The organism is Bradyrhizobium sp. USDA 4516 (assembly GCF_054055915.1).
Genome location: NZ_JBSRXT010000001.1, coordinates 4,208,459 through 4,223,417, shown reverse-complemented (window position 1 = coordinate 4,223,417; position 14,959 = coordinate 4,208,459). Strand labels below are relative to the sequence as shown.

Annotated in this window: 11 protein-coding genes; 6 read left to right on the top strand and 5 right to left on the bottom strand. The window is 65.9% G+C overall.

From position 1 onward, the window contains the following. The first annotated feature begins 24 nt into the window (after positions 1 to 24). A complete protein-coding gene (locus ACVI1L_RS19575) occupies positions 25 to 684 on the top strand; it encodes a hypothetical protein (RefSeq protein ID WP_456783583.1) in 660 nt (219 codons plus the stop codon). A gap of 63 nt (positions 685 to 747) precedes the next feature. Here the strand turns inward: ACVI1L_RS19575 and ACVI1L_RS19570 are convergent, their stop codons facing one another. After that, a complete protein-coding gene (locus ACVI1L_RS19570; RefSeq protein ID WP_057016251.1) occupies positions 748 to 1,695 on the bottom strand; it encodes an alpha/beta fold hydrolase in 948 nt (315 codons plus the stop codon). A 221-nt stretch (positions 1,696 to 1,916) separates the two neighbouring features. On the opposite strand from ACVI1L_RS19570, the gene ACVI1L_RS19565 reads away from it, so the two are divergent. Continuing rightward, entirely contained in the window at positions 1,917 to 2,393 is a 477-nt protein-coding gene (locus ACVI1L_RS19565) for an Hsp20 family protein (RefSeq protein ID WP_076827682.1), read from the top strand. Between the two features lie 82 nt (positions 2,394 to 2,475). Here the strand turns inward: ACVI1L_RS19565 and ACVI1L_RS19560 are convergent, their stop codons facing one another. Beyond that, positions 2,476 to 3,309 carry a hypothetical protein gene (locus ACVI1L_RS19560; protein WP_456783582.1) on the bottom strand — a complete coding sequence of 278 codons (834 nt, stop codon included), beginning with the start codon at positions 3,307 to 3,309 and terminating at the stop codon, positions 2,476 to 2,478. Between the two features lie 470 nt (positions 3,310 to 3,779). On the opposite strand from ACVI1L_RS19560, the gene gltB reads away from it, so the two are divergent. Together gltB and ACVI1L_RS19550 are read left to right on the top strand one after the other, a co-directional pair. Beyond that, positions 3,780 to 8,516: a glutamate synthase large subunit gene (gene gltB / locus ACVI1L_RS19555; RefSeq protein WP_057016248.1), complete on the top strand. Its 4,737-nt coding sequence runs from the start codon at positions 3,780 to 3,782 to the stop codon at positions 8,514 to 8,516. Between the two features lie 136 nt (positions 8,517 to 8,652). Continuing rightward, entirely contained in the window at positions 8,653 to 10,110 is a 1,458-nt protein-coding gene (locus tag ACVI1L_RS19550; RefSeq protein ID WP_168857876.1) for a glutamate synthase subunit beta, read from the top strand. 176 nt (positions 10,111 to 10,286) lie between these two features. Here the strand turns inward: ACVI1L_RS19550 and ACVI1L_RS19545 are convergent, their stop codons facing one another. Beyond that, positions 10,287 to 11,975, bottom strand: coding sequence for an outer membrane beta-barrel protein (locus tag ACVI1L_RS19545; protein ID WP_456783581.1), 1,689 nt, complete (start codon positions 11,973 to 11,975; stop codon positions 10,287 to 10,289). Positions 11,976 to 12,235: 260 nt separating this feature from the next. Between ACVI1L_RS19545 and ACVI1L_RS19540 the strand changes: the two genes are divergently transcribed. Next, positions 12,236 to 13,243 (top strand): KpsF/GutQ family sugar-phosphate isomerase, encoded by a 1,008-nt coding sequence (locus tag ACVI1L_RS19540; RefSeq protein ID WP_057016246.1) that lies wholly within the window; start codon positions 12,236 to 12,238, stop codon positions 13,241 to 13,243. Between the two features lie 102 nt (positions 13,244 to 13,345). Here ACVI1L_RS19540 and ACVI1L_RS19535 read toward each other — a convergent pair whose 3' ends face one another. Beyond that, complete coding sequence (locus tag ACVI1L_RS19535; protein ID WP_168857873.1) at positions 13,346 to 13,885, bottom strand: carboxymuconolactone decarboxylase family protein; 540 nt, start codon at positions 13,883 to 13,885, stop codon at positions 13,346 to 13,348. Between the two features lie 87 nt (positions 13,886 to 13,972). Between ACVI1L_RS19535 and ACVI1L_RS19530 the strand changes: the two genes are divergently transcribed. Next, on the top strand, positions 13,973 to 14,308 hold the full coding sequence (locus tag ACVI1L_RS19530) for a winged helix-turn-helix transcriptional regulator (protein WP_168857872.1): 336 nt from the start codon (positions 13,973 to 13,975) through the stop codon (positions 14,306 to 14,308). 189 nt (positions 14,309 to 14,497) lie between these two features. On the opposite strand, the gene ACVI1L_RS19525 is transcribed toward ACVI1L_RS19530, so the two are convergent. Continuing rightward, complete coding sequence (locus ACVI1L_RS19525; RefSeq protein WP_057016243.1) at positions 14,498 to 14,944, bottom strand: NfeD family protein; 447 nt, start codon at positions 14,942 to 14,944, stop codon at positions 14,498 to 14,500. Between the last annotated feature and the right edge of the window lie 15 nt (positions 14,945 to 14,959).

Sequence of the window (14,959 nt, the reverse complement as noted above, 5' to 3'; positions counted from 1 at the left end):
TGAAGCTTTTCAGGATGTGGTTTGATGTCCGATACGGCTGCAAGCGCGGCGCCCGCCCCGCAGATTTCTCCTGACAATCCCTGCCCGTTCCTGCGGGCGCTCGTCGCCGGCAACTATGTCGGCGGCCATATCGTGCCGCTGCCTGAACTGACCGGGACCATCGGGCGCGCAACCGGCAAGACCGGCTTCGAGGGATTCACCGCGCAGGCGAAGATCTTCATGGTGGCGCAGATCGCCAACGGCCTCGGTCCTTTCAGCCAGCTGCGCAGCCTGTTCCAGGGCGCCATTCTCGACGCGTTACGCAACGGCCCGCTCGACAAGCACGGCGCCGGCTCGCACATCCTCGACCAGCACGCGGTGGTCCATGAGGACGAGATCGCGCGGCTCGCGACCTTCGGCAGCGACCACAAGGCACCCGACGGCAGCGTCGAACGCGGGCTGTCGGCCGCCGAGATCAAGACCTTCATGGCGGCGAACTTCCAGCGCGCCAAGGACGAGCATCCGCCGTCCTACGGCATCCTGCACTGCTACTATCCGCTCCTGATGCTAGGCGAGTGGCCGGTGCTGCTCGACATCATGGGCAAGGGCGAAGGCAAGGACCGCTATCTCAGCGTCGCCGAGGTCAGGACGCTGTTCGTGGACAAGCGCTTTCCTGACCGGATCGTCGCGCTGCTACAGCGCTAGATTTTTGTTGGACGCGTTTTCTTCACGCGAACCGGTTTCCCCTTCGCTCGAAAACGCCATGTTTCACTTGAACAGCGGCGTGCCCGGCACGAACGCATCGAACGCCGCCCAGAATTGGCCGCGGTAGCGGTCCTGCTCCTGCAGGATTTCGTGCTTGGAGCCGGCGATCACCAGATGCGAACCGGCGCGCAAGTGATAGGCGAACTCCTCGATCGCGGCCGTCGACACCACCTCGTCATTGCTCGCCGCCAGCATCAGGATCGGCTGGCGGATTTCGGACGGATACGACGTGCCGCGGAAGGTGCGCATCGCGGTGAACGCGGTGTCGGCCCATGCGATCGTCGGCGCCGCGATGCCGAGCGTCGGATCTTCTTCCAGGATCGCCGCGTTGCGGGCATGGCGCACCGGATCGCTGGTGACGGGATTGCCGATGAAGGGCGCGAGGCCGACCAGTTCGTCGCTACCGCCGGGAACATAGCGGCCGCCCTGCCCGGCCAGCCGCATGATCCGAAGCAGCGCGCTCGGGAAGAACGACACGCGGCGGCGCGGCAGGTCGATCATCGGCGCCGACAGCACCATGCGGTCGAACCAGCGCTTGCCGGCATGCGCGAGGCGCAGCATCACCGCACCGCCCATCGAATGCGCCAGCGCGAAATAGGGCGGCGGGCAATCCGGCAGCACCACCTGCTGCACGAAGGTCTCGACGTCGACCTCGTAGTCGGCGAAGTCGCGCACATAGCCCTTGCGGGGATCGCGCAGCCGGCGCGACGAGTGGCCCTGCCCGCGCCAGTCGATCATCGCCACCGCAAAGCCACGGTCGCGCAGATCGCGCACGGTCTCGAAATATTTTTCGATCATCTCGCCGCGCCCGCCGAACACGCAGACCGTGCCCTTGCGGCCGGGCGGCGGCGCCCAGCGCGCAAAGCGCAGCTCGGCCCCGTCTGGTGTCTTGATGGTACCACTGACAACGTCGTCCGGAACCGGGTTGGCGGGAATCGAGACGAGCGTCATGAAGGGGACCGGAGTGGTGAGACAGGGTGGAGATCAAGGACGCCGGCGCCGAAAAATGCGACGCGGTTTCCGCCTCTTGAACGCGACGTGACCCCTCCCATATCATTTCCGTGCAGGCCGCTACCAGTGCTTCGGAACCGAAACATCAGGCTGCACACATCTAAGCCCGGCCCGATGGCGGGCGGCTAACTGAAACAGTCGCTCAATGGAGGACTATTCCTATGCGTAGCTACGACCTCACTCCGTTCTATCGTTCCACCGTCGGCTTCGACCGCCTCTTCAACCTGCTCGATCAGGTGACCTCGGACGGCAGCCCCGGCTATCCCCCCTACAACATCGAGCGCACCGGCGAGAATGCTTACCGGATCAGCGTTGCGGTCTCCGGCTTCTCGCAGGCCGAGCTTTCGATCGTCGCGAAGGAGAACACGCTGACGATCAAGGGCGAGAAAACCGCCAACGAGAACTCCGGCAACGGCGCCGAAGTGCTCTATCGCGGCATCGCCTCCCGCGCCTTCGAGCGCGTCTTCCAGCTTGCCGACTTCGTGCAGGTGAAAAACGCTTCGCTCGAGAACGGTCTGCTCCACGTCGATCTCGTCCGCGAGATTCCCGAGGCCAAGAAGCCCCGCAGCATTCCGATCGGCGGCGGCGAGAAGGCTCCGCAGGTCGTTGACGGCTCGGCCGGCAAGGTCGCCGCCTAAGCAACAAACCCCGCGTCAGCAGATATTGGCTGATCGCGAAAACGCCCCGGGAAACCGGGGCGTTTTTTGTTGCCGGTAACCGCTACTCCAATCCCTGCACCTTGGGCATTGCCTGGGTCGGCAGGATCGCGGGAGCGGGCGCCGGCGGCGGCGCACCCTGACCGACGGTCGGAGCCTCGGCTTGCTGGACGGCTTGCTGCGCAGCCTGGGCCTCGGCCGGCTTCGGGGCTGCGGCCTGCTCGGCCGTCGCGGGTGCAGCTGCCTGGGCAGGCTGCGGCGTGGCCGCCTGCGGGACGGCGGCCTGGGCCGCCGGGGCGGGAGCCTGGGCTGCCGCCGGCGCTTGGGCTGCCGCCGGAGCCTGGGTCGCCGGAACCTGAGCCGCCGGAACCTGGGCTTTGGCCCCCAGTGGGTTCCGCTTCGGCACCGGCACGCGGCTGGCGACATGCGGGATGGGGAGTGGCGGGCGCGGCACCCGGGCCTGGATCGGCCGCGGCATCGGCCCGACGGGACCGTCGGTCGCGCTCATTTCCTCTTCGTAATTGTCGCCGAGCCGGGAGGCCGGCGTGAAGCGGATGATGTGGCCGTCGCGGGCATCGATCACCAGCCTGCCGTCGTCGCCGCCCTGGTCGATCACCGAGATCGTGTAGACGAACCCGCGCTGTCGGGGCGCGCCAAGCGGCAGATAGCCGTTCTCGCGGAGCACGGTATAGACCTCGACCGGCGGCAACAGGCTCGGGACCCGGCCAAAGCGCGGCGGCGGCGGAACCTCGGGCATGGCGGCATAGGGCCCGTCCATGTCGGATACCCTGACCAGAAGCGGGCTGCCGATCCGGGCGGACGTCGCCAGCTGGGCCTCGGCCGAGGCTGCGCTGAGCGCGAGGGCGGCGGCAGCAACCGAACCTGTGAACAACTTCATCGCCGTAACTCCTGTCTGCCCCGCCCTGGAGCGTTTCCGCTCTCTTGCCGGCTTGCCCGGGGCAAAACTTCAGTTTCAAATTCGGCGGTCCTTGGTCCCTCCTTGGGCCAGATCACGGCGTGTTTGCTTCGAATCGGGGGCGCCACATGCCCGTCGAGCCGTTCGATCCGAGCATGCGGGCGAGGACTTCCTCGCGCTTGTGTGATAGACAAAAATTTGGCAAGGTCGAAGTTAGGACAGTAAAGCTGTCTCAATTTCGAGGCCATCCCGGCATAGGGATTGCAACGAGACCTCGGCGCCCCGAGCTCCGAGAATGCTGCAGGCAGGGCCGTCCCTCAGGGGACGTTGAAACGCCCGTCGTCTGAATTTAGGAAAATGCGGCTCGCGGCGGACGAGCGGTGGCCCGGTGGGTGCCGCAACGTCCAAGGTGCGCCAAATACGGTGGGGCCCTTACGAAAGGGAGAGGACACATGAGCGGGTCGGAATTCGAGCGCGAAAACATCGTGGCAGGAACGCTGTCGGCGACCGCGGACTCGAAAGCCGCCGAGCCCGCGCGTGAGTTGCATACTTGGCGCCCCGAAGCCGAGGGCCTGTACGATCCCAGCCTGGAAAAGGATTCCTGCGGCGTCGGCTTCATCGCCAACATCAAGGGCCAGAAGTCGCACCAGATCGTCTCCGACGCGCTGAACATCCTGTGCAACCTCGAGCATCGCGGCGCCGTCGGCGCCGACCCGCGCGCCGGTGACGGCGCCGGCATCCTGGTGCAGATCCCGCACGCCTTCTTCGCGCGCAAGACCGCGGAGCTCGGCTTCAAGCTGCCGCAGCCCGGCGAATACGCCATCGGCGCGCTGTTCATGCCGCGCGATGCCGCGTGGCGGAACGTGATCAAGAGCATCATCGCCGACGAGATCAAGAACGAGGGCTTCAAGCTGCTCGGCTGGCGCGACGTGCCCAGCGACAATTCATCGCTCGGCGTCACCGTGAAGCCGACCGAGCCCTACCACATGCAGGTCTTCATCGGCCGCAATGGTGCGGCCAAGACCGAGGACGATTTCGAGCGCCACCTCTACATCCTGCGCAAGTCGATCTCGCAGGCGATCTATCAGCGCCGCGACCGCGGCATGGCGGGCTACTATCCGTGCTCGCTGTCGTGCCGCACCGTGATCTACAAGGGCATGTTCCTCGCCGACCAGCTCGGCAAGTACTATCCCGACCTGCATGAGGCCGACTTCGACAGCGCGCTGGCGCTGGTGCATCAACGCTTCTCGACCAACACCTTCCCGACCTGGTCGCTGGCGCATCCCTACCGGATGATCGCCCATAACGGCGAGATCAACACGCTGCGCGGCAACGTCAACTGGATGGCGGCGCGACAGGCTTCGGTGCATTCGGAGCTCTACGGCAAGGACATCAGCCGCCTGTGGCCGATCTCCTATGAAGGCCAGAGCGACACCGCCTGCTTCGACAACGCGCTCGAATTCCTGGTGCAGGGCGGCTACTCGCTGCCGCACGCCGTGATGATGATGATTCCGGAAGCGTGGGCCGGCAATCCCCTGATGGATGAGCAGCGCCGCGCGTTCTACGAATATCATGCCGCGCTGATGGAGCCGTGGGACGGCCCGGCCGCAATCGCCTTCACCGACGGCCGCAAGATCGGCGCCACGCTCGATCGCAACGGCCTGCGCCCGGCGCGCTACCTCGTCACCAAGGACGACCGCATCGTGATGGCGTCCGAAATGGGCGTGCTGAAGATTCCGGAGGACCAGATCGTCACCAAGTGGCGGCTGCAACCCGGCAAGATGCTGCTCGTCGACCTCGAGCAGGGCCGCCTGATTCCCGACGACGAGATCAAGGCCGACCTCGCCAAGAGCCATCCCTACAGCGACTGGCTGCATCGCACCCAGATCCAGCTCGAGGAGCTGCCGGATGCGCCGGCCAAGGGCGTGCGCTCCAACCTGCCGCTGCTCGATCGGCAGCAGGCGTTCGGCTACAGCCAGGAAGACATCGCGATCCTGATGACGCCGATGGCGGCCACCGGCGAGGAAGCCGCGGGCTCGATGGGCAACGACACGCCGATCTCGGCGCTGTCGGACAGGCCGAAGCAGTTGTTCACCTACTTCAAGCAGAACTTCGCGCAGGTGACGAACCCGCCGATCGATCCGATCCGCGAGGAAATCGTCATGAGCCTCGTCTCGATCATCGGGCCGCGGCCGAACCTGTTCGACCTGCAGGGCGTCGCCTCGACCAAGCGCCTCGAGGTGCGGCAGCCGATCCTGACCGACGCGGATCTGGAAAAGATCCGTTCGATCTCCGACGTCGCCGAGACCCACTTCAAGTCGCGCACGCTCGACACCACCTTCCACGCCGGGTTCGGCGCGGCGGGCATGGAGCAGGTGCTCGACGAGCTCTGCGCACGTGCCGAGGGCGCGGTGCGCGAGGGCATCAACATCATCATCCTGTCGGACCGCATGACCGGCACCGACCGGATTCCGATCCCGTCGCTGCTGGCCTGCGCCGCCGTGCATCATCACCTGATCCGCACCGGCCTGCGCACCTCGGTCGGCCTCGTCGTGGAATCCGGTGAGCCGCGCGAGGTGCATCACTTCGCCTGCCTCGCCGGCTACGGCGCCGAAGCGATCAACCCCTATCTCGCGTTCGAAACCATCCTCGCGATGAAGGACCGGCTGCCCGGCGCGCTCGACGACTACGAGATCGTCAAGCGCTACATCAAGTCGATCGGCAAGGGCCTGCTCAAGGTGATGTCCAAGATGGGCATATCGACCTACCAGTCCTATTGCGGCGCGCAGATCTTCGACGCGGTCGGCCTGAAGGCCGACTTCGTCGCCAAGTATTTCGCCGGCACCCACACCCGAATCGAGGGCGTCGGCCTCGGCGAAATCGCCGAGGAGACCGTGCGGCGTCATACCGACGCGTTCGGCGACGGCCAGATCTACAAAAGCGCGCTCGATGTCGGCGGCGAATATGCCTACCGCACCCGTGGCGAGGACCACGCCTGGACCGCGGAATCGGTCTCGACGCTGCAGCATGCCGTGCGTGGCAATTCGCAGGAGCGCTACCGGGCGTTCGCCAAGATCCTCAACGAGCAGTCCGAGCGTCTCTTGACGCTGCGCGGCCTGTTCCGGATCAAGAGCGCCGAGGACGACAAGCGCAAGCCGGTCAAGCTCGAGGACGTCGAGCCGGCCAAGGACATCGTCAAGCGGTTCTCGACCGGCGCGATGTCGTTCGGCTCGATCTCGCGCGAGGCGCACACCACGCTCGCGATCGCGATGAACCGGATCGGCGGCAAGTCGAACACCGGCGAAGGCGGCGAGGAGTCCGACCGCTTCAAGCCGATGCCCAACGGCGACTCGATGCGCTCGGCGATCAAGCAGGTCGCCTCGGGCCGGTTCGGCGTGACGACGGAATACCTCGTCAACTCCGACATGATGCAGATCAAGATGGCGCAGGGCGCGAAGCCCGGCGAAGGCGGCCAGTTGCCCGGCCACAAGGTCGACGCGACGATTGCCCGCGTCCGGCATTCGACGCCGGGCGTCGGCCTGATCTCGCCGCCGCCGCATCACGACATCTACTCGATCGAAGACCTCGCCCAGCTGATCTACGACCTCAAGAACGTCAATCCGGACGGCCAGGTCTCGGTGAAGCTGGTGTCCGAGGTCGGCGTCGGCACGGTTGCCGCCGGTGTCGCCAAGGCGCGCGCCGACCATGTCACCATCGCGGGCTTCGAGGGCGGCACCGGTGCCTCGCCGCTGACCTCGATCAAGCATGCCGGCTCGCCGTGGGAGATCGGTCTTGCCGAGACCCATCAGACGCTGGTGCGCCAGCAGCTGCGCAGCCGCATCGCGGTCCAGGTCGATGGCGGCTTCCGCACCGGCCGTGACGTCGTGATCGGCGCGCTGCTCGGGGCCGACGAGTTCGGCTTCGCCACCGCCCCCCTGATCGCGGCGGGCTGCATCATGATGCGCAAGTGCCACCTCAACACCTGCCCGGTCGGCGTCGCGACCCAGGATCCGGTGCTGCGCAAGCGCTTCACCGGCCAGCCCGAGCACGTCATCAACTACTTCTTCTTCGTCGCCGAGGAAGTCCGCGAGATCATGGCGCAGCTCGGCTACAAGACGTTCGACGAGATGGTCGGCCAGGTCCAGATGCTGGACCAGACCGCGCTGGTCTCGCATTGGAAGGCCAAGGGCCTCGATTTCTCCAAGCTGTTCGTGCGGCAGAAGGAGGAGAAGGGCCAGACGATCTATCACTCGGAGAGCCAGAACCATCATCTGGAAGCCGTGCTCGACCGCCGGCTGATCGAGAAGGCGCAGGCCGCGCTCGATCGCGGCGCCCCGGTCAAGATCGAGGAAGAGATCAACAACACCGACCGTTCCGCCGGCGCGATGCTGTCGGGCGCGGTGGCCAAGATCTACGGCCATGCCGGCCTGCCGCTCGACACCATCCATGTCGGCCTGAAGGGCACGGCGGGACAGGCGTTCGGCGCCTGGCTCGCCAAGGGCGTCACCTTCGAGCTCGAGGGTGAAGGCAACGACTATGTCGGCAAGGGCCTCTCGGGCGGCTGCATCATCGTCAAGCCGCCGAAGATCTCCGGCATTGTGCCGGAAGAGTCGATCATCGTCGGCAACACCGTGATGTACGGCGCGATCGCGGGCGAGTGCTACTTCCGCGGCATCGCCGGCGAGCGCTTCGCGGTGCGCAACTCCGGCGCGGTCGCGGTCGTCGAGGGCGCCGGCGATCATTGCTGCGAATACATGACCGGCGGCATCGTCGTGGTGCTCGGCAAGACCGGACGCAACTTCGCGGCCGGCATGTCCGGCGGCATCGCCTATGTGCTGGACGAGGCCGGCGACTTCGACAAGCTGTGCAATCTTTCGATGGTCGAACTCGAGCCGGTGCTGTCGGAGGAGATGATCAACGCCGACACCTACCACCACTCCGGCGATCTCGAGGCGCATGGCCGGGTCGACGTGTTCCAGAACCTGCTCGACTCCGACGTGGAGCGGCTGCACGTCCTGATCACGCGTCACGCCAAGCTGACGGGTTCGAAGAAGGCGGCGGAGATCCTCGCCGACTGGAAGAGCTGGCTGCCGAAATTCCGCAAGGTGATGCCGGTCGAGTATCGCCGCGCGCTGAAGGAAATGAAGGCGAACGCCGACGCCGAGCCGAAGATCGCGATCGGCGCGTAGGGTTCATCACGCGTCATTCCGGGGCGCGCAAGGCGCGAACCCGGAATCTCGCAAGGCAACTTCAAGGTTCCGGGTCTGCGCCTTCGGCGCAGCCCGGAATGACGGAACAACTGAGATGCAGGGGCATCGGGTTTCAATGGGTAAGATCACAGGTTTTCTCGAGATCGAGCGGCATGACCGCAAGTACGAGCCGGTCGCCGATCGACTCAAGAACTTCAGGGAATTCGTCATTCCGCTGAGCGAGAAGGACACGCGCGACCAGGCTGCGCGCTGCATGAATTGCGGCATCCCCTATTGCCACGGCACCGGCTCGACCGCGCCGGGCACGCCGGGCTGCCCGGTCAACAACCAGATCCCCGATTTCAACGATCTCGTCTATCAGGGCAACTGGGAAGAAGCCTCGCGCAACCTGCACTCGACCAACAATTTCCCCGAATTCACCGGCCGCATCTGCCCGGCGCCGTGCGAGGCGTCCTGCACGCTCAACATCGACGACAACCCAGTCACCATCAAGACCATCGAATGCGCGATCGTCGACCGCGCCTGGGACAATGGCTGGCTGAAGCCGGAGATCGCTGCCGTTAAGACTGGCAAGAAGGTCGCCGTGATCGGCTCGGGTCCCGCCGGCATGGCCGCCGCGCAGCAGCTCGCGCGCGCCGGCCACGAGGTGCATGTCTACGAGAAGTTCGCCAAGGCCGGCGGCCTGCTGCGCTACGGCATTCCCGACTTCAAGATGGAGAAGGGCATCATCGATCGCCGCGTGGCGCAGATGGAAGCCGAGGGCGTCACCTTCCACTACGGCAAGGCCGTGGGCGGCTCGACGCCCGGTGCGATCGATCCGCAAGAGCTCGCCAAGCAGTATGACGCCGTGGCGCTGACCGGCGGCGCGGAAGCTCCGCGCGACCTGCCGATTCCCGGCCGCGAGCTTTCCGGCATCCACTTCGCGATGGACTTCCTGCCGCAGCAGAACCGCCGCGTCTCCGGCGAGCCGCTGAACGGTGCCGCCGACATCCTCGCCGGCGGCAAGCATGTCGTCGTGATCGGCGGCGGCGATACCGGCTCGGACTGCATCGGCACCTCCTTCCGGCAAGGCGCAAAGTCGGTGACCCAGCTCGAGATCATGCCGGCGCCGCCCGAGCACGAGAACAAGGGCGTGACCTGGCCGAACTGGCCGCTGAAGATGCGCACGTCGTCGAGCCAGGCCGAAGGCGCGGTGCGCGAATTCGCCGTGCTGACGACGAAGTTCGAAGGCGTCGACGGCAAGGTGACGAAGCTGCATTGCGTCAAGGTCGACGATAAGTTCAAGCCGCTGCCCGGCACCGAGTTCACGCTCGACGCCGAGCTCGTGCTGCTGGCGATGGGCTTCGTCCATCCGGTGCACGAGGGCCTGCTCAAGACGCTGGGCGTCGAGCTCGATCAGCGCGGCAACGTCCGCGCCTCTCTGCACGACTACCAGACCTCGCGCGCGAAGATCTTCTCAGCCGGCGACATGCGCCGCGGCCAGTCGCTGGTGGTCTGGGCGATCCGCGAAGGCCGCCTGTGCGCGCGCTCGATCGACACCTTCCTGATGGGGAAGACGGATCTGCCGGGGTGAGCCCTCGGCGGTTTCGGCAAGCTATCTCCACACACTGAACTGTCATCGCCTGCGAAAGCGGGCGATCCAGTATTCCAGAGACGTCAGAGAACAACGGAGAAGCCGCGGCATACTGCGTGCCCCGCGTTCGCGAGGCACGACACCTCATTTGAGATGCGACTTGCGCACCCTCGCCGCTAATTCTGCACCCGCACGCCGAGCATCACCACCGTCGACGCCGAGCTCTGTCCCGGCTGGTTGGAATCCAGCCAGTCGCGGCGCAGCGTGCCCTTGATCCAGAGGCTGCGGGTCAGCTTGTAGATCAGGTCGCCTGACACCGAGTAGATCGTGTCGGTGCGGTTATCGCCCTGGTAATCGAGCGTGCCGTAGGTGAACTTGCCGATGCCGGTCAGCCAGCGGCGGAAGTCGTGATCGACCTCGACAGTGTAGGTGCGTGACAGCACGCCCGAGGTGCCGGGCAGCGTGGTCTCGCCGATCTGGGTGTCGGAATAGAACTTTGCCGTGGTCAGCGGCGTCGCGGTCCAGGTCAGCGAGGCCGTGGTGAGCAGGCCTTCGAGTCGGCTAAGCCGCGGGTCGACATAGTCGCGCATGGCATAGCCGATCGAGATCTCACCGAACAACAGCCGGGTGAACTCGAACGACGTGCCAACCTTGGCGTAACCGCCCGATGAATTGCGCGCGTAACCGTTGCGGTCGAGATAGAGATCGTGGAAGCGGCTGTCGCCCTCGACTTCGACGAACGGCTTCACCGCCGGGTTGAGCTCGTAGCTCACTCGGCCGACGCCGCCGTATTGGGTGAAGTTGCGGTCGTCGTTCGACGAAGAGGTGCCGTCGGTGAGCTTCGACCATTGGTAGTCGGTGCGGTCGACGGTGCCGCCGAGCGAAACCTGCATGCGGTTGAAATGCTGGTCGATGCCGAAGGTGCCGCCGACCGTGGTGTAGATCGGATATCTGGCGAGGCCGGCCTGCACGTTCGGGCTGCCGGGATTGTCGGTCGAGACCAGCAGGCGGGCCTGCCCCAGCAGATGCGTGTCCTTGGTGACGTCGACACGGCCGTCGATATGGCCGGTGAAATTCGGACGGTCGATGTCGAGCGGCGCCGACAGCGGCGTGCCGTCGGCGTTCGGCGTCAGCCCGGAGCCATAGCCGTTGAAGGAGCCGCGCAAATCGGCGACGACGGCGTGACGCTCCCAGTCGGAGACCGCGAGGAATTCCGGCGCGACCATGTAGAACGCCCTGCCCTGCGGCGAGTAGAGCCGGCCCGGATTGGTGTCGTAGCCGGCCATCGCCTCGACCGCGGTCTTGACCATGAACGAGCCGGCGTAGTCGCCGACCGCGCCGAACGGATCGTCGTCGATCCTGAGCCGCTTGCGCGGCGGCTGGCCGACGATGGTACCGGCCATCGCCGGCGGCAGCGGCGTCTTGTTGGCGGTCTCCGAGGGCGGGATCGACAGCCGCAGCTGCCCCGTGCCGTTCAATGGCACCGGCGTCGGCTGCGGCGAGCCGGGTCCGGCCGGCGGCTTCGGTTTGGCCTGACCCGGATAGTATTTCGGCTTCTGGCGCTTGCGGTTGAGCGAGTCATAGCCCGACGTCGAGGCGCCGTTCGCCGCGGGGAGCCCGTAGGTCGGGACCTGCCCGATCCGCGTCGTCGATGTTGATGTCGATGAAGACGAGGAGGAACGGCGATCGCGATCGGCGTCGGGCAGCTTCAGGCCGTTGAGCGGATCCATGGCGTCGGCCATGGTCCGGCGCAGCGGCGAATCCTGTGTGATCACCTGGCTCTGGCGATTGGGACTGAACAGATCGGGCGTCACGGTCTGGGCCGCAGCGAGCCCTGTGGTCACGGTCAGCGCCAGAGCGGTCACGGCCGGACATGGCAAAACCGCGCGGACAAGGCGTCCACGCCGGTCTGGGCCGCTTGCTGGCCGCCGCAACACGATGGAAAAACTCCAACGAATTCACATACTTGTCGGACGCACTCCGCCGGGCGGCGGAAAACGTCGTTAATGGAGTTAAAACAATTATGGTTAATGAGCCGTTGAGGATCGGCCGCCGCGCGTCGCATCGCGGAATCGAACGTGCTAAGGGAGACGCCCGGGTGCAAAGCCCTTCCTTGGAATTCTAAATGGCCAAACCGAAACCGCTGATGACCAAATCATCCGGCCCCGATGACGGCGCCGTTCAATCGGCGCTCCGCACCCTCGATGCCGAAGCAAGCGGCGTCGCAGCCCTCTCCGCGGCACTGAAGTCCGACCTCGGCGCGCCGTTCGCCGCCGCGTCCGAGTTGATCGGCAATGCCAAGGGACGGCTGATCGTCACCGGGCTCGGCAAGTCCGGCCATATCGGGCGCAAGATCGCCGCGACCTTTGCCTCGACCGGCACGCCGGCGTTCTTCGTGCACGCCGCCGAAGCGAGCCATGGCGATCTCGGCATGATCACGATCGATGACGTGATCCTGGCGCTGTCATGGTCCGGCGAGCAGCCGGAGATGCGCAACCTGATCGCTTATGCCGCCCGCTTCGGCATTCCGCTGATCGCGATGACGGCCGACAAGGACTCGACGCTGAGCAAGGCGGCCGACGTGCAGCTGACGCTGCCGAAGGCCCGCGAGGCCTGCCCGCACAATCTGGCGCCGACCACGTCCTCGCTGATGATGCTGGCGCTCGGCGATGCGCTGGCGATCGCGCTGCTCGAGGGCCGCGGCTTCACCTCGACCGATTTCAGCGTGCTCCATCCGGGCGGCAAGCTCGGCGCGCTCCTGAAATATGCCCGCGACCTGATGCATGGCGGCGACGCGCTGCCGCTGAAGCCGCTCGGCACCAAGATGTCGGATGCGCTGGTCGAGATGACCTCCAAGGGTTTTGGCTGCGTCGGCATCGTCGACCGCCACGGCCATCTCGTCGGCATCGTCACCGATGGCGATCTGCGCCGGCAGATGCGCCCCGACCTTTTGACGCTGTCGGTCGACGAGGTCATGACCAGGACGCCGAAGACGATCAGCCGCGATACGCTCGCCGGCGAAGTGCTGGAGCTGCTCAACGCCTCGAAGATCACGACGCTGATCGTGACCGATGCGAAGAAGCCGGTCGGCATCATCCATCTGCACGATCTGCTGCGGGCGGGCGTGGCGTAGAGCCGCGCTTTCTTCCGTCATTGCGAGCGAAGCGAAGCAATCCATCTCTCCTCTTGCGAGAAATGGATTGCTTCGTCGCTTCGCTCCTCGCAATGACGATGATTACCTCGGAAACCGCGCCGCGGTTTCCTCCAGCGGCAGGGCCAGCGCGTTGGCGAGGTAGGAGACCGTGCGGTAGAAGCCGCACAAGAGGATGATCTCCAGGATCTGGTCCTCATCGTAGTGCGCCGACAGCGCCGCGAATTCCTCCTCACTCAATGTCGCGCGGGCATGCAGCGCGTCGACTGCCGCGATCATTGCCTGTTCGGCCTGCGACCAGCAGCCGGCATCGGCCGCACCGCGCACGGTGGCGTGGACCTGCTGCTCCGTCAGTTCGGCGGCCGCGCCGAACGCCGTGACGTGGACGCCCCATTCATATTCGCAGGCATTGAGCGCACAGGTGCGGTCGATCACGATCTCCCGCGCCCGCAAGGGAAGCGGCCCGCGGTCCAATAGGCTGCCGCCGCGAAACTTCTCCCAGGCGCGCGGATGGCCGGCCATCACGCGGAACAGTACCAGCGGTGGCTTGCCGCGCATGATGCGATCGAAATGCTGTTGAACGTCCACCGGATAGGGCGGATCGAGCGGCGCGAGGCGTGACATGGGCTGATCCCGTTGCTACATTTAATGTAGCGAAATGCTACAATATCTGTAGCGCCTCGCAAGAGGAATTCGAAAGGAATGCGCGACATGCCGAAGCAGGGCCCAGTCACAAGACCCGGCGTCCGCGGCTCGCGGACCGGCCGCCCGATCATGGCGCTGCTCGATCTATTGGGACGGCGCTGGACCTTGCGCATCATCTGGGAGCTGCGCGAGGGCGCGCTGACCTCGCGCGCGCTGCGCACGGCCTGCGACGAGGCCTCGCCGACGATCCTGCAGACGCGATTGACGGAGCTGCGCGAGGCCGGCTTCGTCGAGCTGACGGAGGATGGTTACGGCCTCACCGCGCTCGGCCGCGAGCTATTTGCGACATTCACGCCGCTCAACCGCTTCGCCGAGCGCTGGAGCAAGCAGGGCGGCAGCTAGACCTCGGCGGCCGTCAGTGTGTAGCCCGCATGAGCGGAGCGACATGCGGGACCGGTTTCCCCGGGTATCGCGGAGCCTGTCATCGGGCGCGCATGCGCGCGACCCGTTGGCTCACCCGGGCTACGGATTACTCGCCCGAAGCAGCATCCGACGCTCGGGGCCGAGTCGTCGTCGATGGCTCAGGCCAGACTAAGCGATCGCCACCGTCAGGCTGGCGCCGTCGGCGCGGACGACCTTCACCCGGCTGCCGGCCGGCGCATCGGGGCCGGCGACGCGCCACACCGTATCGTCGATCCGCACCGTGCCTGAACCGTCAACGATCGGCTTCTCCAGCGTGAATTCGCGGCCGACCAGGGCTTCGTTGCGGCGGTTGAGGAAGGGATTGGTCTTGCTTGCCGCCGTCGCGCCCTTCGCGAAATGCCGCCATGCCGGCACCGCCAGGGCGGCGAACACTGCGAACATCAAGAGCTGTATCTGCCAGGACGGCGTGAAGGCGAACGACAGCAGGCCGACCAGCAGTGCCGCGAGCCCGAGCCAGAACAGGAACACCCCGGGCGCCACAAGCTCCAGCGCCATCAGGATGAAGCCGAAGATCAGCCAGTTCCAGGTACCCAATGTCGAAAACATCTCGGCCATGACGTGACCTCTACC